Origin of the sequence: Kaistia sp. MMO-174 (genome assembly GCF_037147815.1) — a bacterium.
GTDB classification, from domain to species: Bacteria; Pseudomonadota; Alphaproteobacteria; order Rhizobiales; family Kaistiaceae; genus Kaistia; species Kaistia nematophila.
Genome location: NZ_JBBCUO010000006.1, coordinates 478,363 through 498,917, shown reverse-complemented (window position 1 = coordinate 498,917; position 20,555 = coordinate 478,363). Strand labels below are relative to the sequence as shown.

Below are 20,555 nucleotides of genomic sequence, written 5' to 3'. Positions count from 1 at the left end.
AAAGTAGAATTCAGCCCCTCAGGTGCCTCGCCCGCAGGGCCTGACTGGCAAAGCTGCCGTGTCGCCCCGCAAGAATGGAGAGAGCATGGACGGCGCCGGCCGCCAGGATGATGGCCGGCGATGTCGGCAGTTCGCCGTGATAGGAAACGAGCAGTCCGACCAGCGACGAGCCGATGCCGATCACCGCCGAGGCGACTATCTGGCCGGGCACGCTCTCGCTCCAGAAGCGGGCCGAGGCGGCCGGCAGCACGATCAGTCCGACCACCATCAGCGTGCCGAGCGCGTTGAAGCCACCGACCAGGTTGAGCACGACCAGCGCCAGGAACAGAAAATGCGCGAGACCGCCGGCGCCGCCGACGCTCTTCAGGAAGCCGGGATCGAAGCATTCGGCGACCAGCAGCCGATAGATCAGGGCAAGCGACAGCAAGGTCACCGTGGCGATGCCGCCGATCAGGTAGATCGACGGATCATCCAGCGCCAGCACGTTGCCGAACAGCACATGCAGGAGGTCGATGTTCGAGCCCTTGATCGAGACGATCATCACGCCGAGCCCCAGCGAGACGAGATAGAAGGCGGCGAAGCTCGCATCCTCGCGCAGCGGCGTCGTGCGGGCGATGGCGCCGGCGCCGAGCGCCACCAGCAGCCCGGCCGCGACGCCGCCGACCGTCATCGCGAACAGCGAGAAGCCGGAGAGCAGGAAGCCGATGGCGGCCCCCGGCAGGATCGCATGGGCCATCACATCGCCCATCAGGCTCATCCGGCGCAGCACCAGGAAAACGCCGATCGGCGCGCCGGAAATCGACAGCGCGATGCAGCCCATCAGCGCGCGGCGCATGAAGCCGAACTCGAGGAACGGTCCGAGGATCAGGTCATAGAGGGCCATCAGGCGGGCATCTCGCACAGTTCGGCATTGTCTTCGAACGCCTCGTGCAAATGCCGGGCGCGGGCGAGATTGGCGTCGGTCATAACCTCGACCGTCGGCCCCCACGCGACCATTTCGCGGGCCAGAAGCAGCGTCTCGGGAATGCGCTCGCGCACGATGTCGATGTCGTGCAGCACGGTGACGACGGTGCGACCGTCGGCATGCCAGCCGGAGATCAACGCCAGCAGATCCTCGCAGGTGCGCGCGTCGATCGCGGTGAAGGGCTCGTCGAGCAGGATCAGCTTCGTGTCCTGCAACAGCAGCCGCGCGAACAGGGCGCGCTGGAACTGCCCGCCGGAAAGCGTGCCGATGATGCGGTCCTCGAAGCCGGTGAGGCCGACGGCGGCGAGCGCCGCCTCGACCGCGCCGAGCTGCTTGCGGCCGATCGACGAGAAGATGCCGGCCTTGCGCCAGAGGCCCATGGCGGCAACGTCGAGCACCCGCATCGGGAACGAGCGGTCGAGCGCGCTCTGCTGCGGCAGGTAGCCGATGTCGTTGCGACCGACGCCCTCGAGCGAGATGCGGCCGCTGTCCGGCTTGATCAGGCCGACGATGCCCTTCAGCAGCGTCGACTTGCCGGCGCCGTTCGGCCCGAAGATCGCCGTGAACGACCCTGGCTCGAAGGTGCCCGAGACGTGGTGCACCGCCGGATGGCGGCGATAGGAAAGCGTCAGGTTGTCGAGCCGGATCGACGGTGCGGTGCGCTTCAGCATGTCGACCTCAGGAAACCGCCCAGAAGATGCCGAGCCAGATCAGGCCGACGAGCAGCGCGGCGATCACCAGCCGCTCGACCGCCGAGGCGAGGAACATGGAACGCCTGTAGGAACGCGGCAGCGCTGTATCGAAGTCGCGCGCCACTGGCGCTCCGGCCGCGTGCGAATGCACATGGCCCAGGTCATGATCATGGGGACGGCCATGGCCCTTGCCTTCATGGTCGTGGCCTTCGTGACTATGGGCATGATCGCGGCCGGGCGAGACCGGAATAGGGTCGCCCTTCGCCGCCATGCCTGGAATTGCATTCGCCATCGCCGGTCCGTCCGCTGCTGACTGCAAGTGTTATGTTATATCATTTCAGTCACTGCAAGGCCCGGCGCGCGGAATTTTGCGGGATCGGGTGCGGCGCAATGGCAGAGACTGCCGGCGGAGCGGGATCGCCGGGAAAACCCGACCGTCCCCCAGCGACGCTTGCGGCGCGCGGTCGCGGCAGAGCCGCCGCTTCCGCTCCTCCGGCAATTCCCCAAGCCGATCAAGAACTCAGCAACACTTTGCAACAGAAGGCTGGAATTAGAATAATTTCAGGGTGTTACATATTCTTGACTCGGAAACTCAACAGGTCCAAACGTCGCCCATCCGCGCCACGCTGGCTGTGACGCTTTGACGGCAGGTTTCCCGCCTGTCGCTTGGAGTGGACGATGGACCTGACCGACCGATTTGCGCCCCCGCGTCCCGCCGAGCGCGCCCAAGCCCGATACGCTCCTGCCGAGGAAATGCGCTGATGGCGACGCGCCTTCCCGCCGGATCCGACACTCGCTATCTCGAACGGCAGCCGGAAAGGCTCGTCGTCGAGGGCCTGCGCCGCTGGATGCAGGGTTGCGAGCGCGGCTCGGTGACATGCTGGGAGCTGGCCGCCAGCCTCTATGCCGAGGAACTGGGCGCCGCCGACGGCCGCCGCGTCCTCGCCGCGCTGGCGCGATGGGTCGAGGCCATCCGCGGCGGCATGGACCGTCCCGCCGGCCTGTCGCCGTCGCTGAGCCCGCGGCTCTGCCTCGACGAATGCTGCGCCGTCTCGATGATCGCCGCCTGCCAGAACCATGACGACGACACCCTGCTCGGCGCACTGGAGCGCCTGGTCGCGCCGGAGGGCCGCGCCGACGTCATCCGCGCCACCCAGCGTTTCGCCGAAACCCTCGCCGAGACGGGACAGATTCTCATTCCGGTGCCGGGAGCCGTGATCCGCGAGATCGCCGCCCGCCCCTGCCGCCGCCACTATCACTGAATTCACCGCACGATATTCACGCACGGAGACGATTGTGAACCTCAAGAAGATGCTCCTCGCCGCCACGGCCGCGCTCGCCCTTTCGGGCGCCGTCCCGGCCTTCGCCGCCGACGCCCCGGCTGCCAGCGCCGTGCTAAAGACCTATGGCGACATCGCCCAGGCCAAGTTCGAGGATGCGCTCACCACGGCCAAGGCCCTGAACGTCGCCGTCGACGCACTGATCGCCAACCCATCCGACGCGACGCTCGCCGCCGCCCGCGACGCCTGGAAGGCTGCCCGGCCGTCCTACCAGCAGACCGAGGTCTACCGCTTCGGCAACGCCATCGTCGATGACTGGGAAGGCCGCGTGAACGCCTGGCCGCTCGACGAAGGGCTGATCGACTATGTCGACGCCAAGTCCTATGGCGACAGCTCGGATTCGAACCCGCTCTATACCGCCAACGTCATCGCCAACAAGACGCTGCAGATCGGCCCGGACAAGGTCGACGCGACGGAGATCAACGACGACCTGCTGCACAAGCTGCAGGAAGCCGGCGACGTCGAGGCGAATGTCGCCACCGGCTACCACGCGATCGAGTTCCTGCTCTGGGGCCAGGACCTGAACGGTACCGGCCCGGGCGCCGGCAACCGTCCGGCGACCGACTACGACACCAAGAACTGCACCAACGGCAATTGCGATCGCCGCGCCGCCTATCTGAAGGCCGCGACCGACCTGCTCGTTTCCGACCTCGAGGAAATGGTCGCCAACTGGCAGCCGGAGGGCGAAGCCCGCAAGCAGCTTTCCGAGAAGGGCGACGAGGGCGGCCTCGCCACCATCCTGACCGGCATCGGCTCGCTCTCCTATGGCGAACTGGCCGGCGAGCGCATGAAGCTCGGCCTGATCCTGCACGATCCGGAAGAGGAGCATGACTGCTTCTCCGACAACACCGCCAACAGCCACTATTACGATCAGGTCGGCATGGTCTCGGCCTGGCAGGGCAAGTACACCCGCACCGACGGTTCCGTCGTCGAGGGTCCGAGCATCCGCGAACTGGCCGCGGCCAAGAACGCCGACGCCGCCAAGCGGGTCGATGAGGCGCTGGCCAATACCTCGGCCAAGATGCAGGTCCTGAAGGACACGTCCGACAAGGGCGAGGCCTATGACCAGATGATCGGCGCGGACAATCCCAAGGGCAACGCCATCGTCCAGGAAGCCATTGACGGCCTGATCGGCCAGACCCGCGCGGTCGAAGCCGTCGTCGCCGCCCTGGGCCTGAAGATCGAAGTCGAAGGCTCCGACAGCCTCGACAATCCCGACGCCGTCGGCGCCGAGTAAGGCCACAATCTGCCGCTAGTCGAGCGGCGTCATCACCGGCGCGGCCGCCTCCTGCGGCCGCGCCACCAGAGTGCCTTCGATCATGATCTCGCGCCGCTCCGTTCTTCTCGGCTCCGCAGTCCTGGCGGGCGCAGGCCTCTTCGGCCGCCCGGATCGCGCCCCCGCCTTCACCCGGCCGCTGCCGCCGGCGGCGCCGGTCGGCGAGGAGAGCATCGTCTCGCTCGACCTGAAGGCGGCCGAGCGCAGCCTTTCCCTGCCCTGCTTCAGCGGCAAGAGCCTGCCGCTCTGGACCTTCACCGACGCGGCGGAACCGCCCGTCGCGCGGGTCAGGCTCGGTCAGCGCCTCAACACCCATCTCGTCAACGGCCTGACCCGGCCCGGCGAGCACGTCTCGATCCACTGGCACGGCATCCGCCTGCCGAACGACCAGGACGGCGTTCCCTATCTGGTGCAGAAGCCGGTCGAGCCGGGCGAGAGCTACGACTATTCCTTCGTTCCGCCGGATACCGGCACCTTCTTCTTCCACACGCACTGCAACTCGGTCGAGCAGCTCGGCCGTGGCCTGTTCGGCATCCTGATCGTCGAGGGCGATGCGCCGGAACCCTATGACGCCGACGAGCTGGTGGTGCTGAAGGACTGGCGCATCGACGAGGCCGGCACCGGCTTCCTGCCCTTCCTGACCAATGAAGGCGCCGGCAAGGCCGGCACCTTCGGCACGGTGCGCAGCGTCAATGGCGCCATCCGGCCCGACATCAACCTGCCCGCCTCCGCCGACGTGCGGCTGCGCGTCGTCAATGTCGACCCGACCCGGCTGACCGAGATCGGCGTCGAAGGCGCGGAGGCCGCCGTTGTGGCGATCGACGGCATCGCCTGCCAGCCTTTCCCGCTGCGCTCCTGGCGCATGGGCCCGGCAATGCGGGTCGACCTGATCGTCCGCACGCCCCCCGATGGCGGCACGGCGACGCTGGTCGACTATTTCGCCGCCAAACCGGTGCCGCTGGCGCGCCTCGTCGCGAGCGGTCCCGACCGGCGCCAGGGGCCCTTCGATCCGGCGCCGCTCGCCGCCGGCCGGATCGCGCCGCCCGATCTCGCTTCCGCCATCACCATGCCGATCACCTTCTCCGCCACCGCCACCGGCGCGGCCGTCGCGGAACTTGCCGGCGACGGCGCGCCGCTCGGCCCTCTCTGCCTGTCGCAGAGCAATCTCTGGGCGATCAACAAGGCGTCCTGGCCGAGCGACATGCACCAGATCCCGCCGCCGATGGCGCAGCTCGAACGCGGCAAAACCTATCTCTTCGAACTGCGCAACGTCACGCCGCACATGCACCCGATCCATCTGCACGGCCACAGCTTCTCTGTGCTGAAGTCGAACCGGCGCGACCTGCCGCCCCATCACGCCGATACGGTGCTGCTACAGCCGAAGGAACGCCTGCAGATCGCCTTCGTCGCCGACAATCCCGGCAAGTGGATGATCCACTGCCACATCATCGAGCACCAGGAGACGGGCATGATGGCGTGGTTCGAGGTCGCCTGAAGGTCTTGCCGATGCGCCCGCGTCACGCGCTGCTCGCGCTCGCCTTCTTCACCGCGCTGCCCGCCATCGCCGCCGACAACCGCCTTGACGCGGCGATCGGCAAGGCGCTGTTCGACCGGATCTGGGTGCAGGCGCCCTCCTCGACGCTTGCCAATGACGGGCTCGGACCGCTTTTCAACGAGAAGAGCTGCGCCAGTTGCCATTCCGGCAAGGCGCTTTCCGCCAAGATCACGCCGCTCCAGGATGGCACGCTGGCGCAGCGTGGCCTCGCGACCCGGCTCGGCGACGCGCATGGCGTGACCGACCCGGTCTATGGTCGACAGATCCAGCCGCGCGCCGTCTCCGGCCTGATCAGCGAGGGCGCGGTCACCTATGCCCTGCCGGAGGTCACCGGCCACCCGCTCGCCGTCATCTTCGCGCCCGGCCGGGGGGACCTCGCGCCGGAGACGCGTCTGGGGCCCCGGCAGGCGCCGTCGCTGCGGGGAATCGGCCTGATCGAAAAGGTCGACGAGGCCGCCGTTCTCGCCCGCGCGGAGCAGAACAAGTCCCATCCGGACGGCATTGGTGGCCGGCCGCATTTCATCGCGGTCGACGGCAAGCCGGTGCTCGGTCGCTATGGCTGGAAGGCCTCGGCGCCGACGCTGAGCCAGATGACGTCGGACGCCTTCATGCTCGATATCGGCATGTCGAGCCCGCGGGCGCCCTATCCGCATGGCGACTGCACCAGCGCGGAGCCGGATTGCCTCGCCGCCCCGGATGGCCGCAGCCCGACCTTCGACAATGAGGAAATCTCGTCCGAGATGGTGCGGCTGCTGAACGCCTATCTGAAAAGCCTGGCTGCGCCGAAGCCGGTCGAGCCGCCACCGCCCGGCGCCGCCATTTTCGCGGCCGCCGGCTGCGCCGCCTGCCATGTGCCGAGCCTGCCGGCCAGGGGCGGCGGCACGGTTTCGATCTACAGCGACCTCCTGCTGCACGACATGGGTCCCGGTCTCGATGACGGTGTGGGCGAACCGGGCGTCACCTCGTCGGAATGGCGCACAGCCCCGCTCATCTCGCTGGCCTTCCGTCGCGATGCCGACCGCCGCTTCCTGCATGACGGCCGTGCCGCGACGCTGGATGAGGCGATCCGCGCGCATGGCGGCCAAGCCATGGCCGCGAAAACACGCTATGAAGCCCTAGTGGCGGCCGACCAGGCCGCGCTCGTCGCCTATCTGGAAACGCTATGATCGCGATCACCAAACGCCTGCTGCTGATGTCGCCCCTGCTGCTCGCGGCCCGGCGCGCCCTCGCGCAATCGACCGACGCGGCGACGAAGCCCGGCCCCAGCACCGAGGCGCTGATGGCCGTCGCGAAAAAGGCGATCTCCGGCTATTTCATCCCCGCCTACGAGAACCTGCAGGCGGCTACCGGCAAGCTGGTCGGGGCGATGCAGGAAAGCTGCAAGAACCCGGCGAGCGCCCCCGACGACAAGGTTCGCGCCGCCTTCACCGCCGTGCTGCAGGCCTGGGCGCGCGTCGATTTCCTGCGCTTCGGCCCGATGGCGGAAAAGGCCCGGCTGGAGCGCTTCTCCTTCCTGCCGGATCCGCACGGCACCGGTACGCGCCAGTTGCGCCAGATCCTGGCCAAGCCCGATCCGGCGCTGCTGGAACCCGGCGCCATCGCCCGTAAGAGCGCCGCCGTGCAAGGCATGCCCGCTTTCGAGGCGCTGGTCTTCGGCGCATCCGACAACGCGGAGAGCGCCGCCTATCGTTGCGAACTGGCGCTGCGCATTGCCGAAAACCTCAATCTGATCGCCAGCGAGGCCGTCACGGAATGGACCCGCGAGGGCGGCTGGCGCGACCTAATGCTGAGCCCGGGCGGCGCCAACATCGTCTATCGCGACGCAACCGAGCCGCTGGTCGAGATCCTCAAAGCCGTCGTCACCGGCCTGCAGCAGATGCGCGACCAGCGCCTGCTGCCGGCGCTCGGCAAATCGATCGAGGCCGCCAAGCCCGGTCGCGGCGCCTTCGTCAAATCTGGCGAGAGCTTCGTCTATCTGAACGCGTCCGCCGACGCGCTCGACCAGTTGGTCGAGCAATCGGACGTCTTCAGCCTGACGCCCGACCAGGCGGCGACGCTGCTCGCGGCGACCGAAACCGCGATGACCGACTTCCGCCAGTCGATCGATGTCGGCAAGCCCTGGGCGGAAGCGCTCGCCGACCCGGCCAGCTACGCCAGGCTGCAGCACGCCTTCGATGTCCTGAAGACGATCGAGGACATCTTCAATTTCCGGTTCGCGGAGGCGGCGGGCATCTCGCCGGGGTTCAATGCGCTCGATGGCGACTGAGACGGCCGGCTTCCGGGCCTTCGCGGGTCGCGCGCTGCGCGCGATCCTTCCGTTTGCTCGGGAGGATTCGGGCGGCGCCGCGGATCGGCAGGTTTTCGTCTCCTCCGTCCGCGTCGGCCCGCGCCAGCACGAACTGGTGCTGTTCGACGAGCGCGGCGCCATCATCGGCCGCATGAAGCTCGCCGGCCGCGGCCACGACATTGCCATCGACCCGGCCAGGGAACGGCTGGCCGTCTTCGCCCGGCGGCCCGGCTATTTCGCCGTGATCGTCGACGTCGCCTCCTGCGAGCCGCTCGCGACGATCACCCCGCCCGAAGGCCATCATTTCTTCGGCCACGGCATCTTCTCCGCCGATGGCCGCCTGCTCTATGCCACCGAGAACCACTTCAACGGCGAGCGCTCGCGCGGCGTGATCGGCGTCTATGACGCCAGCGGCGGCTACGAGCGGATCGGCGAATTCGAGACGCACGGCATGGACGCGCACGAGATCCTGCTCGCGCCCGACGGCCGCACGCTGGTGATCGCCAATGGCGGCATCGAGACCCATCCGGATTATGGCCGGCAGAAGCTCAACCTCGCCGACATGCGCCCTTCGATCGTGCGGATCGACAGCGAGACCGGCGACCTCCTCGAGGAGACCGTGCTCGACGCGTCGCTGAACCGGCTATCGATGCGGCACATGACCTTCGACGGCGCCGGCTCGGTCTGGTTCGGCTGCCAGTGGGAAGGCGAGCGCGGCGTCCGGCCGCCGCTGGTCGGCCGCATCGGCAAGGACGGCAAGGCCAGGCTGATGGAGTTTCCGGACGGCGTCGCGCCTCTGGCGCGCAACTATATCGGCTCCGTGGTGGCGAGCCGCGACGGCGGCACCATCGCCACCTCGTCGCCGATCGGCGGCCAGGTGTTCTTCTGGGACGCGACGAGCGGCGATCTTCGTGACGTCGTCGCCTTGCCGGATGGCTGCGGCGTGGCGGCGACCGAGGGCGACACCTTCCTCGCCACCGCCGGCGACGGCCGCGTCATGCAGGCGAAGGCCGGCGGCCTCGCCCCGGTCGCGCGGCACGTCGAGCAGTTCGACAACCACCTGCGCCGCATCTAGCGGCGAAAGCGCCTACTGCGCGTTCACCGCGGCGAGCCGGCGTTCCTCGTCGACGATGTAGTCGCGGATCACCGGCACATCGTCGCGCTTCTTGGAAAGCAGCATCTGGAACACGAAGTTCGAGCCGTGCAGGAAGCCGAGCTCGACCGAGGCCAGATAAAAATCCCACATCCGGCAGAAGCGATCGCCCATCATGGCGACGGCCTCGTCGCGCTTCGCCTCGTAGGCAAGCCGCCAGTCGCGGATCGTCCAGTAGTAGTGGAGCCGCAGGCTCTCCAGATCGGCGCACCAGGTGCCCGTCCGCTCCAGCGAGGCGAATACCTCCGAGAGCGCCGGCACATAGCCACCGGGGAAGATGTACTTGCGGATGAACGGCGCCGTGGTGCCGGGCGGCGACATGCGGCCGATGCAATGCACGAGGGCGAAGCCGCCCGGCTTGGTCAGCCGCTGGATCGATTCGAAATAATTGTCGAAGTTCGAGACGCCGATCGCCTCCATCATGGCGATCGACACGACACGGTCATAGCTGCCTTCGAGATGGCGATAATCCTTCTCGAGGAAGGTCACCTTGTCGGCGACGCCCTCGGCCGCCGCCCGCTCCCGCGCCACGGCGAGTTGTTCGGGCGACAGCGTCACCGAGGTGACGCGAACGTCGTAGTTGCGCGCCAGGAAGGTCGCGAGCGCGCCCCAGCCCGAGCCGATCTCGGCGATATGCATGCCGGGCTCGAGCTTCAGCTTGGCGGCGATGTGGCGAAGCTTGTCGATCTGCGCCTGGTAGAGGCCGATATCCGGATCGGAATAATAGGCGCAGGAATAGGTCATCGTGTCATCCAGCCACAGCCGGTAGAACTTCGGCGGGATGTCATAGTGATGCTTGATGTTCTCGGCCGCGAGCGAAATCGTGTTGCGCTGCTGCTGGCGGCGCAACGCGCGCCACGCCCGGCGCAACCCCTTCTGCACCGGATGCGCCGCGAGGCCGGATCGGTTGACGGAGAACAGCGACAGCAAGTCGAACACCGTGCCGCCATTCTCGACGGTCATGCGGCCATCCATATAGGCCTCGGCCGTCTTCAGTTCGGGGTTCAGGAAGATCTCGCGCTCGACCTTCTTGTCGGTGAGGCGGATGGTGACGTCTGGTCCGTTCTCGCCGGAGCCGAAGACGTGCCGCGTGTTCTCGTGATCGAGCACGGTGAGGCGGCCATTGCGCACGAAACGCTTCAAAAGATGAGACAACAGGCGCATGCGCATTCCCCCGATCGTTTCATCGGATCAAAGCCGCTGGGGCGGCTTTGTGCAACCGGAAAGCGTTGAGCCGGCGGTGACGGATCGCCTGCGCAAGCGGCCCACGGGCCGCAGGTTGCTTGCGGCCCCGCCACCGCGCCGCTAAATTCGCCGGTGAGGACTGCGTTCACCGGCGAACCTCTTGATTGCCTTCCGGCAACGCGCAACACAGCCCCCGCCTTCCGACTTGTGCCGACCCGGATGCCCGGCGACACGCCCATTGCCAGGAGAATCAACATGTCCATCGAGACCCGGCCCGCCGGCCGCACCGCGGCCCGCCTTTCCACGCTCGGAATCGGCGCGGGGACGCTCGGCGGCAACTTCTCGCCGCCGATCACGTCGGCGGAAGGGTCGGGCATCATCGCCGACGCGCTCGACGCCGGCATAACCTATGTCGATACGGCGCCCTTCTACGGCTATGGCAAATCCGAGCGCGCCGTCGGCGACGCACTGCGCGCCCGCAGCGGCTGGACGCTCTCGACCAAGGTCGGCCGGCTGCTGAAGCCGCGCACGACGCCGAAGGATGCGAATGACGGCTGGTACGAGCCGCTGCCGTTCCAGCCGGTCTACGACTATTCCTATGACGGCGTGATGCGCTCCTTCGAGGACAGCCTGCAGCGCCTCGGCCTCGACCATATCGACCTGCTCTACATGCACGACATTGGCGCCGTCACGCATGGCGAGGCGGCCCATGCGGAGCTGTTCAAGACCGCGATGGAAGGCGGCTACAAGGCGCTCGACCGGCTGCGCTCCTCGGGCGCGGTCAAGTCGATCGGCCTCGGCGTCAACGAATGGCAGGTGGTCGCCGCCGCCATGCAGCATGGCCAGTGGGACAATGTCCTGCTCGCCGGCCGCTACACGCTGCTGGAGCAGGAACCGCTCCACACCCTGTTCCCGCTCTGCGAGAAGGCCGGCACCACCATCGTCGTCGGTGGACCGTTCAATTCCGGCATCCTCGTCGGCCGCGACACCTGGAACTACGCCCGCGCGCCGCAGGCCGTGCTCGACCGCGTGCAGGCGATCGCCCGAGTCTGCGACGCCCACAACGTCGCCCTGCCGGCGGCCGCGCTCCGCTTCCCTCTCGGCAGCGCGGTCGTCTCCAGCGTCATCCCCGGCCCGCGCTCGCGTGCCGAACTGGCCCAGATCCTCGCCTGGTGGCGAGCCGAGATCCCGGCTGCGCTCTGGAGCGACCTGAAGACCGAACGCCTGATCGACGAAGCGTCGCCCGTCCCCGCCTGAGACGACCGCGTCGATCCTACGGCGAGGCGGTGACACGCCTCGCCACCGCCGGCCCGCTGCCGGCAAAAGGCACACGGGGACTGCGGCGAAATAGGCCGAATTCCAAGCTTTTGCTGGACATTCGGGCTTCCCTACCCCAGATGTGCCTCATCTCCTTCTGCTCCGCCCGAGGCTTCATCCCCGATGGATTTCGTTGCTGCCGAGTTTGTCGCGCTGGCGATGGTCGTCCTTTCCGACCTGGTGCTGGCAGGCGACAATGCGATCGTCGTCGGCATGGCCGCCGCCGGGCTGCCGAAGGAAGTCCGCAACAAGGCGATCATTGTCGGCATCGCCGCCGCGGCCGTCCTGCGCATCATCTTCGCGGTGTTCGCCACCAAGCTGCTCGCCATCATCGGCCTGACGCTGGCTGGCGGCATCCTGCTGCTCTGGGTGTGCTGGAAGCTCTGGCGCGAGATCCGCTCCGGCAATCACGAGGTGGACGTCGAGGCCGAGCTGGCGGAGGCCAGCGCCGAGGGCGCAGCCGGCGGCAAGACCTTCCGCCAGGCGATCACCCAGATCGTCGTCGCCGACGTCTCGATGTCGCTCGACAACGTGCTGGCCGTCGCCGGCATCGCCCGCCATCACACCTGGGTGATGATCATCGGCCTCGTGCTTTCGGTCGCGCTGATGGGCGTCGCCGCCAATTTCGTCGCCAGGTTGCTAAAGCGGATGCCCTGGATCGCCTATGTCGGCCTCGTCGTCATCGCCGGCATCGCGTTCAAGATGATCTGGGACGGCGGCCTCGAAGTGTTCCACTTCGCCGACGTCGTCGGGGTGTTTTGAGCGCCGCGCCGCCGAGCGCCCGTCCTTTCGCGCTGCCGCTGGCGGCCATCGCCGCCGCCTTCGCCTGGGGCTTCGCCGAGGCGACCTTGTTCTTCATCGTCGCCGACGTGCTGCTTACCTTCATCGCCGTTGCGCTCGGCCTCCGCGTCGCGCTTCGCGCCGCGCTGGCGGCGGCGATCGGCGCGGCCTGCGGCGGCCTGGTGATGTGGCGCTACGGCGTTTCCGACCCCGCCGCCGCGACCCGGCTGCTCGCCGCCGTGCCCTTCGTCTCGCCGGCGATGATCGCCACCGGAATGGCCGGCATGGCCATGGCCGATTGGCCGCTCGCCATGCTGAAGGGCTCGGTGACCGGCATTCCCTACAAGGTCTACGCCGTCGCCGCCGGCAAGGAGGGCCTCACCGCCCTTCTCTTCTTCGGCATCACCATCCCCGTGCGACTCGCCCGCTTCGCCCTGGCGGCCAGCATCGTCGCCGCGATCAGCGCCCTGCTCCGCCGCCGGCTCGACCTCCGGCGCCGGCTGATGCTGCTCGCCACCTTCTGGGTACTGTTCTACGGCGAATTCTGGTGGCGCTGGATGAGCTAGACGACCGCCGGCTCGTGCTCGATCGCGTTTTGCTCGTGCGAACCGGCAATCACTTCGCTCGCAGACGCTCTAGCTCCGGATCTCGATCGGCGTGCCATTCGGCACCTTCGACCAGATCTCCCGCATCTCGGAATTGGTGACGGCGATGCAGCCATCGGTCCAGTCCCAGAGATGGTGCAGCGGCCCGAACCAGCCCCATCCGTTCGCCAGGCCGTGGATCATGATGTTGCCGCCCGGCGAATACCCGGCCGCGTCGGCCGCCGCCTGGTCGGCAGCGTTCGGATAGGAGATGTGAAGGCTGATATGCGCCATCGAGTTGGGGTTGCGCCAGTCGATGGCATAGACCCCTTCCGGCGTCTTCTGGTCGCCTTCGCGCTGCTTGGGGCCTGCATCGCCCGCGCCGCCGAGCGAGATCCGGTAGGTGGCGAGCACGGTTTCACCCCGCCTGAGTTCGAGCCGCCGGTCCGACTTGTCGACAACGATACGATCCGCCTGCTGCTCGGCCGCGACCATCACCGGCGGCGTGCCCGACCCGATGCGCGCCATGCCCTTGTGATAGCCAAGAACACCGGCGACCAGTATCGCCATGACGGAAAGCCCTCGAATCCAGCCTCGCACACCAACCTCGACACGCGTTGCGACGCGGCCATCAGACCGTCAACGGGATGAAAAGGCTAGCGATTTCGTCCGGGCGGCGCGTTGCGGCCGGCCAGCTTCAGTGAATTTCCGGCTCCGGCAGCTTTTCCGTGCCTTCGAGGAAGTCGAAATCGCAGCCGAGATGCGCCTGCTGGATATGGGCGGCGAACAGCTTGTTATAGCCGCGCGGATAGTCGCGCGACGGCGGGGTGAAGGTCGAGAGACGGCGGGCGATCTCGAGATCGTCGACATGCAGGTGGATCGAGCGCGCCTCGACATCGACCGAGATCAAATCGCCGGTCCGCACCGCGGCGAGCGGACCGCCGATATGCGATTCCGGCGACACATGCAGGATGCAGGCGCCATAGCTGGTGCCGCTCATCCGCGCGTCGGAGATGCGCAGCATGTCGCGCACGCCCTGCTTCAGCAGTTTCTTCGGGATCGGCAGCATGCCCCATTCCGGCATGCCGGGGCCGCCGACCGGGCCGGCGTTCTGCAGCACGAGGACGGTGTCGGCGGTGACTTCGAGATCGTCGCGGTCGACCATCGCCGACATCTCGTTGTAATCGCGGAACACCAGCGCCGGACCGGTATGCTTCAGGAGGCGCGGCTCGGCCGCCGACGGCTTCATCACGCAGCCGTCCGGCGCCAGATTGCCGGAAAGGATCGCCGTGCCGACCTCGTCGGAGATCGGGTTTTCGAACGGGCGGATGACGTCGGGATTGTAGTTTCGCGCCGTCGCGACGGCGTCGGCGAGCGTGCCGGTGACGGTCTTCGCCGAAAGGTCCAGATGCTCGCGCAGTTCAGCCCATAGCGCCGGCAGGCCGCCGGCATAGTAGAAGTCCTCCATCAGCCATTCGCCGGAGGGGCGCAGATTGGCGAGCACGGGGATGTCGCGGGCGACGCGGTCGAAATCCTCGAGCGTCAGCGGAATACCGGCGCGGCCCGCCATGGCGATCAGGTGCACCATGGCGTTGGTCGAGCCCGCCAGCGCCATGTGCACCACCAGCGCATTCTCGAATGACGCCGCCGTGAGAATATCGCTCGGCTTCCAGTCATCGAAAATCATCGAGACGATGTGGCGGCCGCACTCCGCCGCCATGCGCGAATGGGCGGAATCCGGCGCCGGGATCGACGACGAGCCGGGCAAGGACAGGCCGAGCGTCTCGGCCAGCGACGTCATGGTCGAGGCGGTGCCCATCGTCATGCAGGTGCCGAACGAGCGGGCGATGCCGGATTCCATCGCGCGCCACTCCGTGTCGTCGATGCGGCCCGCCTGCTTCTCGGCCCAGTATTTCCAGACGTCGGAACCGGAGCCGAGCACCTTGCCGGCATAGTTGCCGCGCAGCATCGGGCCGGCCGGCAGGAACACGGTCGGCAGGTCCATCGAGATCGCGCCCATGATCGTCGCCGGCGTGGTCTTGTCGCAGCCGCCGAGCAGAACCGCGCCGTCGACCGGATGCGAACGCAGCAGCTCCTCGACCTCCATGGCGAGGAAGTTGCGATAGAGCATGGTCGTCGGCTTGACGAAATTCTCGGCCAGCGACATCGCCGGCAGTTCGATCGGGAAACCGCCCGCCTGCCAGACGCCGCGCTTCACCTCTTCGACGCGGTGGCGGAAATGCGCGTGGCAGGGGTTGATGTCGGACCAGGTGTTGATGATGCCGACCACCGGCTTGCCCATGAACTCCTCATAGGCGTAGCCCATCTGCAGCGTGCGCGAGCGATGGCCGAAGGAGCGCAGGTCGGCCGCGCCGAACCAGCGCTGGCTGCGCAGACTTTCGATCGGGCGCTTGGCTTTCGGTTCCGGCTTCTGCGAGGTCATGCGGGCGATCCTTGGCGGTCGGTGGCGGCTATTCGGAAAAATGTCGCGCCGGGGTTACCCTCGGCAACCTTTGGCGGCGTGAGTCGGGGCGACAGGAAAGCGAGAGGCGGATGGTCGATCTGCAACTGAAGCCGGCGCGGCGTGAAAAGCTCGCCGATATCCTCTACGGCCAGATCCTGGAGCAGATCGTCTCCGGCACCTTCGCCGCCGGCGACCGGCTGCCGTCGGAAAATGATATCTGCAAGGCGTTCGAGGTGTCGAGGCCGGTCGTGCGCGAGGCGCTGCAGCGGCTGCAGGCCGATGGCCTGGTCATCGCCCGCCAGGGCGCCGGCACCTTCGTCTCGCACAAGCCGCCGGGCGGGCTGCTGGCATCGACCCCGCCGGAACAGGTCGCGAGCGTGCTGCGCGTCACCGAGGTTCGCATCGCGCTGGAGACCGAATGCGCCCGCCTCGCGGCCGAGCGCCGCTCCAGCGGCGAACTCGCCGAGATCGAGGCGCGGCTCGCCGCCTTCGAGCAGGCGCTTCTCTCCGGCGAGGCGGGACTGGAGGAGGATTTCGCCTTCCACCTCGCCATCGCCAACGCCACCGGCAACGAAGTCTTCCCGGCCGTGCTCGAAAGCCTGAAAGGCCGCATCGAGGACTGGATGCGCAGCGCCCTCAACATGACCCGCCTCGGCTCGGAGGAGCGGCGGCGCACCATCGTCGAGGAACACCGCAACATCGTCGATGCGATCGCCCGCCAGCAGGCCGACCAGGCCGCGCTCTATACGAAGTTCCATCTCGTCGAGGCTCGCCGCAGGTTGACCGACGCTCGTCGGGATCGGTGATCGACTTGTAACCTAATTATACAAGACGTCACCACTCCGCGCCAGTGCGCGATGCCGGCCATCCCGCCGGCGAAGGGCGGAATGGCCGGGCCGAACGGGCGTCAGCCCTTGAGCATGCCGTCGATCGCGAGCGCGTCGATCGCGGCGAGTTCCTCCGCCGTGAAGGTCGGATTGGCGAGGCTCGCCACCGCGTCCTCGATCTGCTTGACCTTGCTGGCGCCGATCAGCGCCGAGGTCATGCGGCCGTCGCGCAGCACCCAGGAAAGCGCCATCTGCGCCAGCGTCTGGCCGCGCGCCCTGGCGATCTCGTTCAGCCCCTTCACCCGCTCCAGATTCGCCGCGGAAAGCACGCTCTGGCGCAACGCCTGCGAATGGGTGACGCGGCTGTCGGCCGGGATGCCGTTCAGGTAGCGGTCCGACAGCACGCCCTGCTCGAGCGGCGAGAACATGATGCAGCCCATGCCCTCGGTCTCCAGCGTGTCGAGCAGCCGGTCCTTCTCGGTCCAGCGGTCGAGCATGGAATAGCGCGGCTGGTGGATGACGAGCGGCGTGCCGAGACGGCGGGCGATCGCCGCGGCCTCGGTCGTCTGCGCCGACGAATAGCTGGAAATGCCGACATAGAGCGCCTTGCCCTGGCGCACGATCGAATCGAGCGCGCCGATCGTCTCCTCCAGCGGCGTCTCGGGATCGAAGCGGTGCGAATAGAAGATGTCGACATAATCGAGCTTCATCCGCTTCAGGCTCTGCTCCAGGCTGGCGATCAGGTATTTGCGGCTGCCCCATTCGCCATAGGGGCCAGGCCACATCAGATAACCAGCCTTGGACGAGATGATCATCTCGTCGCGATAGGGCCTGAAATCGCCCGTCACCATCGTGCCGAAGAACGCTTCGGCCGCTCCCGGCGGCGGACCGTAATTGTTGGCGAGATCGAAATGGGTGATGCCGAGATCGAAGGCGCGATGGCACATCGCCCGCATCGTCTCGACCTTGCCGTCGTAGCCGAAATTATGCCAGAGGCCGAGCGAGATCGCCGGCAGCTTCAGGCCGGTACGACCGACGCGATTGTATTTCATCGCGTCGTAGCGATGGGCGGCAGCTTCATAGACCATGGTGAATCCTCAAGGTGCGCAGCGCCGCGCACCCGGGCCGGGAACGAACGCGCATGCACCGAAATCGTCAAACGATGTGACAATTCTGGGGTCTCCCATCCGCAACGTCAAGCATGGCGCCGCGTTTCCCTCAGGGTCCGAACTATTCGCTCCCGGGATTCTCGACGCCGGTGGCTTCCGGCGCCGGATTGGACGAAGCCGGCGCGGCCGCATCGCCCCCGCCACGCCGCGTTGCGCGGCGCGACCGGGGATGCGATCAACGCAGACGGGAGAGAACGGGCGGAAGAAACCGCCGATCGGGAGGACTGCATGTCGACGAAACTCTTTGACCTGACGGGCCGTGTCGCGCTCGTCACCGGCTCCAGCCGTGGCATCGGCTTCGCCATCGCGCGCGGGCTGGCAGAGGCCGGCGCCACCGTCGTGCTCAACGGCCGCGACGCCGCCACGCTCGAACCGGCAGCGGCCGAACTGCGCGCCGCCGGCCTCAACGCCTCGACCGCGGTCTTCGACGTCTGCGATCCCGGCGCCGTCGCGAACGCCGTGGAGGCCATCGAGCGCGACGTCGGCCCGATCGACATCCTCGTCAACAATGCCGGCATGCAGAAGCGGCTGCCGCTGGAGGATTTCACGCTGGAGCAGTGGCGCGAGGTGCTGGCGACCAACGTCGATGCCGCCTTCCTCGTTGGCCAGGCGGTGGCGCGCAAGATGATCCCGCGCCGGCGCGGCAAGATCATCAACATCTGTTCGGTGACGAGCGAACTCGGCCGCGCGACCATCACGCCCTATTCGACCTCGAAGGGCGCCATCAAGATGATGACCAAGAGCATGTGTGCGGAATGGGCCAAGCACGGCATCAACGTCAACGGCATCGGTCCGGGCTGGTTCAAGACCGAGCTGAACCGGGCGCTGGTCGAAAGCGAGAGCTTCAACGCCTGGCTGGCGCAGCGCGCGCCGATGGGGCGATGGGGCGACACGCCGGAGCTCGCCGGGGCCGCCGTCTTCCTCGCCTCCGACGCGTCAAGCTACGTCAACGGCCACATCCTCTATGTCGACGGCGGCGTGACGGCGGTGGTCTAGAACGACGGCTAGCCTCGAGGAACATGCAAGGCCCTCACCCTACCTCTCCCGCGAGCGGGAGAGGGTCTGGCCGGTAGCCTTCATCGACGGGGAGCCCAAGGCCGCACGCACCGACGGACTCCCTCTCCCGCGAGCGGGAGAGGGTTGGGGTGAGGGTCTGCTTCCGAACACGCCCCGCCCTTCGCCTCTCCCATGAGAGAGGTCGGCTCGAAGAGCCGGGTGAGGGGTTGGAGCCCATCCGGTGAGGACGCATCCCCTCACCCGCCGGCTTGCGGCCGTCGACCTCTCCCCATGGGAGAGGTAAAACTCCCTCACCCCTCGTAGCGCGATTCCATCAGGTCGAGCTCGCGCACCAGCTTGCGGGCCGTCTCGCTGCCGATCTTGCGGGTGCGCAGCAGGCGGTAGATCGTCATCCGCTCGGCCTTGAGCGCCGCGATACGCAGGCGCGCCTCGATCGCCTCGATCTGGCGCGCCAGGGCCGGGTCGTCACCGACGCGCGACTGCGCCTCGATGCGGGCGCGGTAGAGATCCATGATCCGTGCCGCGGCGGCGACATAGATGTCCGCATCCGGCTTGCCCTCGCCGAGCTCATGCTGGACCCGCTCGACCTCGGCGATGGCGGCTTCGGCGGCGGCCGTCCGCGCCCGGTCCTCCTCGGCGCGCTGGGTGGTGTTGGTCTCCAGCTGCAGGCCGTGCAGCAGCAGCGGCAGGCCGATGCTGGCAGCGACGAGCGACAGGATGATCACGCCCATCGCCAGGAAGATGGCGAGGTCGCGGGCGGGAAACGGCGATCCGTCATAGAGGAACAGCGGCAGTGTCAGCACGCCGGCGAGCGTGATGGCGCCGCGCACGCCGGCGAGCGACATCGCCGCCACGAAGCGCCAGCTCGGCCGCTGGATGACGACGCCGCGCCGGCGCGCCCGCAGTAGAGCAAGGCTGAGCGACACCCAGGCCCAGACGAAGCGGAGCACCGCCAGCGCCAGGTTGATCGCCAGCACATAGATCAGCAGCCAGCCCGGCTCGTGATGGCCGGTGAGCCGGACCGTCTCGGCGGCGCTGTGGAGGATCGCCGGCAATTGCTCGCCGAGCAGCACGAAGATGATGCCGTTGGCGGCGAACTGGATCATGTCCCAGACGGTGCTGCGGCGAACCCGCGTCGTCGCCATCGCCTGGCCGGAGGTTTCGCTGAGGCCCATGGTGAGGCCGGCGGAAACCGCCGCGAGGATGCCCGAACATTCGAGGCGCTCGGCCAGGAGATAGGCGGCGAACGGGATCAGCAGGCTGACCAGGATCTGCGATCCCGCGTCCTCGCCATAATGGCGCGCGACCCAGTTCTTGGCGGCGTTGATGACCCAGGTCACGACGAAGCCGACGCCGAGGCCGCCGACCGCCAGCCAGATGAAGTTCAGCGTCGCGTCATAGATCGAGAAGGTGCCGGTCAGCGCGGCGGCGATGGCGAAGCGCAGGCAGACCAGGCCAGACGCGTCATTCAGCAGCGATTCCCCTTCGAGGATGTGCATCATCCGCTTCGGGATCGGCACGCGCGACGCAATGGCCGAGACGGCGATCGGGTCGGTCGGCGAGATCACGGCGGCCAGCGCGAAGGCGACGGCGAGCGGCATGGCCGGAACCATGTAGTTGATCAGCAAGCCGACACCGAGCACGGTGAAGACGACGAGGCCGAGCGCCAAAGCCAGGATCGGCCTGGCGTCGCGTACCAGTTCCTCCTTCGGGATGCGCCAGCCATCGAGGAACAGCAGCGGCGGCAGGAACAGCAGAAAGAAGATATCCGGATTGAGCGTGACGCGGAAATCGGCGACCAGGCCGATGGCGCCGCCAAGCGCGATCTGCAGCAGCGGACGCGGGATCGGCAATCGCAGCATGCGCGACAGGAACTCGCTGACCACCACGGCAAGCAGGAGCACGAGAACGATCGTGATAGTGTCCACTGGCCCGCAGGTCCTGG

The 20,555-nt window shown here is 67.6% G+C and carries 19 protein-coding genes; 11 read left to right on the top strand and 8 right to left on the bottom strand.

Annotation, left to right across the window (positions count from 1 at the left end; genetic code table 11):
* Positions 1 to 10: 10 nt before the first annotated feature.
* From WFK98_RS23340 to WFK98_RS23330, 3 genes are read right to left on the bottom strand one after another with little or no spacing between them, the layout of a single operon-like run.
* Positions 11 to 883: a metal ABC transporter permease gene (locus tag WFK98_RS23340; RefSeq protein WP_266340837.1), complete on the bottom strand. Its 873-nt coding sequence runs from the start codon at positions 881 to 883 to the stop codon at positions 11 to 13.
* Positions 883 to 1,635: a metal ABC transporter ATP-binding protein gene (locus WFK98_RS23335; protein ID WP_336801966.1), complete on the bottom strand. Its 753-nt coding sequence runs from the start codon at positions 1,633 to 1,635 to the stop codon at positions 883 to 885. Before WFK98_RS23335 ends, WFK98_RS23340 begins: the two co-directional genes overlap by 1 nt.
* 7 nt (positions 1,636 to 1,642) lie before the next feature.
* Complete coding sequence (locus tag WFK98_RS23330; RefSeq protein ID WP_266340839.1) at positions 1,643 to 1,948, bottom strand: hypothetical protein; 306 nt, start codon at positions 1,946 to 1,948, stop codon at positions 1,643 to 1,645.
* 469 nt (positions 1,949 to 2,417) lie between these two features.
* Between WFK98_RS23330 and WFK98_RS23325 the strand changes: the two genes are divergently transcribed.
* The 6 genes from WFK98_RS23325 (at position 2,418) to WFK98_RS23300 (ending at position 9,189) form a co-directional block, all read left to right on the top strand.
* Entirely contained in the window at positions 2,418 to 2,918 is a 501-nt protein-coding gene (locus tag WFK98_RS23325) for a hypothetical protein (protein WP_336801965.1), read from the top strand.
* Positions 2,919 to 2,967: 49 nt separating this feature from the next.
* Positions 2,968 to 4,233: an imelysin family protein gene (locus tag WFK98_RS23320; RefSeq protein WP_336801978.1), complete on the top strand. Its 1,266-nt coding sequence runs from the start codon at positions 2,968 to 2,970 to the stop codon at positions 4,231 to 4,233.
* 82 nt (positions 4,234 to 4,315) lie between these two features.
* Positions 4,316 to 5,767: a multicopper oxidase family protein gene (locus WFK98_RS23315; protein WP_336801964.1), complete on the top strand. Its 1,452-nt coding sequence runs from the start codon at positions 4,316 to 4,318 to the stop codon at positions 5,765 to 5,767.
* An 11-nt stretch (positions 5,768 to 5,778) separates the two neighbouring features.
* Positions 5,779 to 6,993 carry a di-heme oxidoredictase family protein gene (locus WFK98_RS23310; RefSeq protein WP_336801963.1) on the top strand — a complete coding sequence of 405 codons (1,215 nt, stop codon included), beginning with the start codon at positions 5,779 to 5,781 and terminating at the stop codon, positions 6,991 to 6,993.
* Complete coding sequence (locus WFK98_RS23305) at positions 6,990 to 8,093, top strand: imelysin family protein (protein ID WP_336801962.1); 1,104 nt, start codon at positions 6,990 to 6,992, stop codon at positions 8,091 to 8,093. Before WFK98_RS23310 ends, WFK98_RS23305 begins: the two co-directional genes overlap by 4 nt.
* On the top strand, positions 8,083 to 9,189 hold the full coding sequence (locus WFK98_RS23300) for a DUF1513 domain-containing protein (protein WP_336801961.1): 1,107 nt from the start codon (positions 8,083 to 8,085) through the stop codon (positions 9,187 to 9,189). The genes WFK98_RS23305 and WFK98_RS23300 overlap by 11 nt, the downstream gene beginning before the upstream one ends.
* Positions 9,190 to 9,201: 12 nt before the next feature.
* Here the strand turns inward: WFK98_RS23300 and WFK98_RS23295 are convergent, their stop codons facing one another.
* Positions 9,202 to 10,431, bottom strand: a complete 1,230-nt coding sequence (locus WFK98_RS23295; protein WP_336801960.1) for a cyclopropane-fatty-acyl-phospholipid synthase family protein — start codon at positions 10,429 to 10,431, stop codon at positions 9,202 to 9,204.
* 276 nt (positions 10,432 to 10,707) lie between these two features.
* Between WFK98_RS23295 and WFK98_RS23290 the strand changes: the two genes are divergently transcribed.
* The 3 genes from WFK98_RS23290 to WFK98_RS23280 all read left to right on the top strand — a co-directional run bounded on the left by WFK98_RS23290 (position 10,708) and on the right by WFK98_RS23280 (position 13,115).
* Positions 10,708 to 11,709 (top strand): aldo/keto reductase, encoded by a 1,002-nt coding sequence (locus WFK98_RS23290; protein ID WP_336801959.1) that lies wholly within the window; start codon positions 10,708 to 10,710, stop codon positions 11,707 to 11,709.
* A 183-nt stretch (positions 11,710 to 11,892) separates the two neighbouring features.
* Complete coding sequence (locus WFK98_RS23285) at positions 11,893 to 12,531, top strand: YjbE family putative metal transport protein (protein ID WP_266341175.1); 639 nt, start codon at positions 11,893 to 11,895, stop codon at positions 12,529 to 12,531.
* A complete protein-coding gene (locus WFK98_RS23280; protein WP_336801958.1) occupies positions 12,528 to 13,115 on the top strand; it encodes a hypothetical protein in 588 nt (195 codons plus the stop codon). Before WFK98_RS23285 ends, WFK98_RS23280 begins: the two co-directional genes overlap by 4 nt.
* A gap of 69 nt (positions 13,116 to 13,184) precedes the next feature.
* On the opposite strand, the gene WFK98_RS23275 is transcribed toward WFK98_RS23280, so the two are convergent.
* Both WFK98_RS23275 and araD read right to left on the bottom strand, forming a co-directional pair.
* A complete protein-coding gene (locus tag WFK98_RS23275) occupies positions 13,185 to 13,703 on the bottom strand; it encodes a L,D-transpeptidase family protein (RefSeq protein WP_336801957.1) in 519 nt (172 codons plus the stop codon).
* A gap of 127 nt (positions 13,704 to 13,830) precedes the next feature.
* On the bottom strand, positions 13,831 to 15,576 hold the full coding sequence (gene araD / locus WFK98_RS23270) for an L-arabinonate dehydratase (protein ID WP_336801956.1): 1,746 nt from the start codon (positions 15,574 to 15,576) through the stop codon (positions 13,831 to 13,833).
* A 110-nt stretch (positions 15,577 to 15,686) separates the two neighbouring features.
* Between araD and WFK98_RS23265 the strand changes: the two genes are divergently transcribed.
* On the top strand, positions 15,687 to 16,403 hold the full coding sequence (locus WFK98_RS23265; RefSeq protein ID WP_266341179.1) for a FadR/GntR family transcriptional regulator: 717 nt from the start codon (positions 15,687 to 15,689) through the stop codon (positions 16,401 to 16,403).
* A 101-nt stretch (positions 16,404 to 16,504) separates the two neighbouring features.
* On the opposite strand, the gene mgrA is transcribed toward WFK98_RS23265, so the two are convergent.
* The gene (gene mgrA / locus WFK98_RS23260) at positions 16,505 to 17,512 is read right to left on the bottom strand and encodes an L-glyceraldehyde 3-phosphate reductase (RefSeq protein WP_266341180.1); all 1,008 of its coding nucleotides are present in this window, start codon (positions 17,510 to 17,512) and stop codon (positions 16,505 to 16,507) included.
* Positions 17,513 to 17,821: 309 nt separating this feature from the next.
* Between mgrA and WFK98_RS23255 the strand changes: the two genes are divergently transcribed.
* Positions 17,822 to 18,589 (top strand): glucose 1-dehydrogenase, encoded by a 768-nt coding sequence (locus WFK98_RS23255; RefSeq protein ID WP_266341181.1) that lies wholly within the window; start codon positions 17,822 to 17,824, stop codon positions 18,587 to 18,589.
* 311 nt (positions 18,590 to 18,900) lie between these two features.
* Here WFK98_RS23255 and WFK98_RS23250 read toward each other — a convergent pair whose 3' ends face one another.
* Positions 18,901 to 20,538, bottom strand: a complete 1,638-nt coding sequence (locus WFK98_RS23250; RefSeq protein ID WP_336801955.1) for a Na+/H+ antiporter — start codon at positions 20,536 to 20,538, stop codon at positions 18,901 to 18,903.
* Positions 20,539 to 20,555 lie beyond the last annotated feature (17 nt).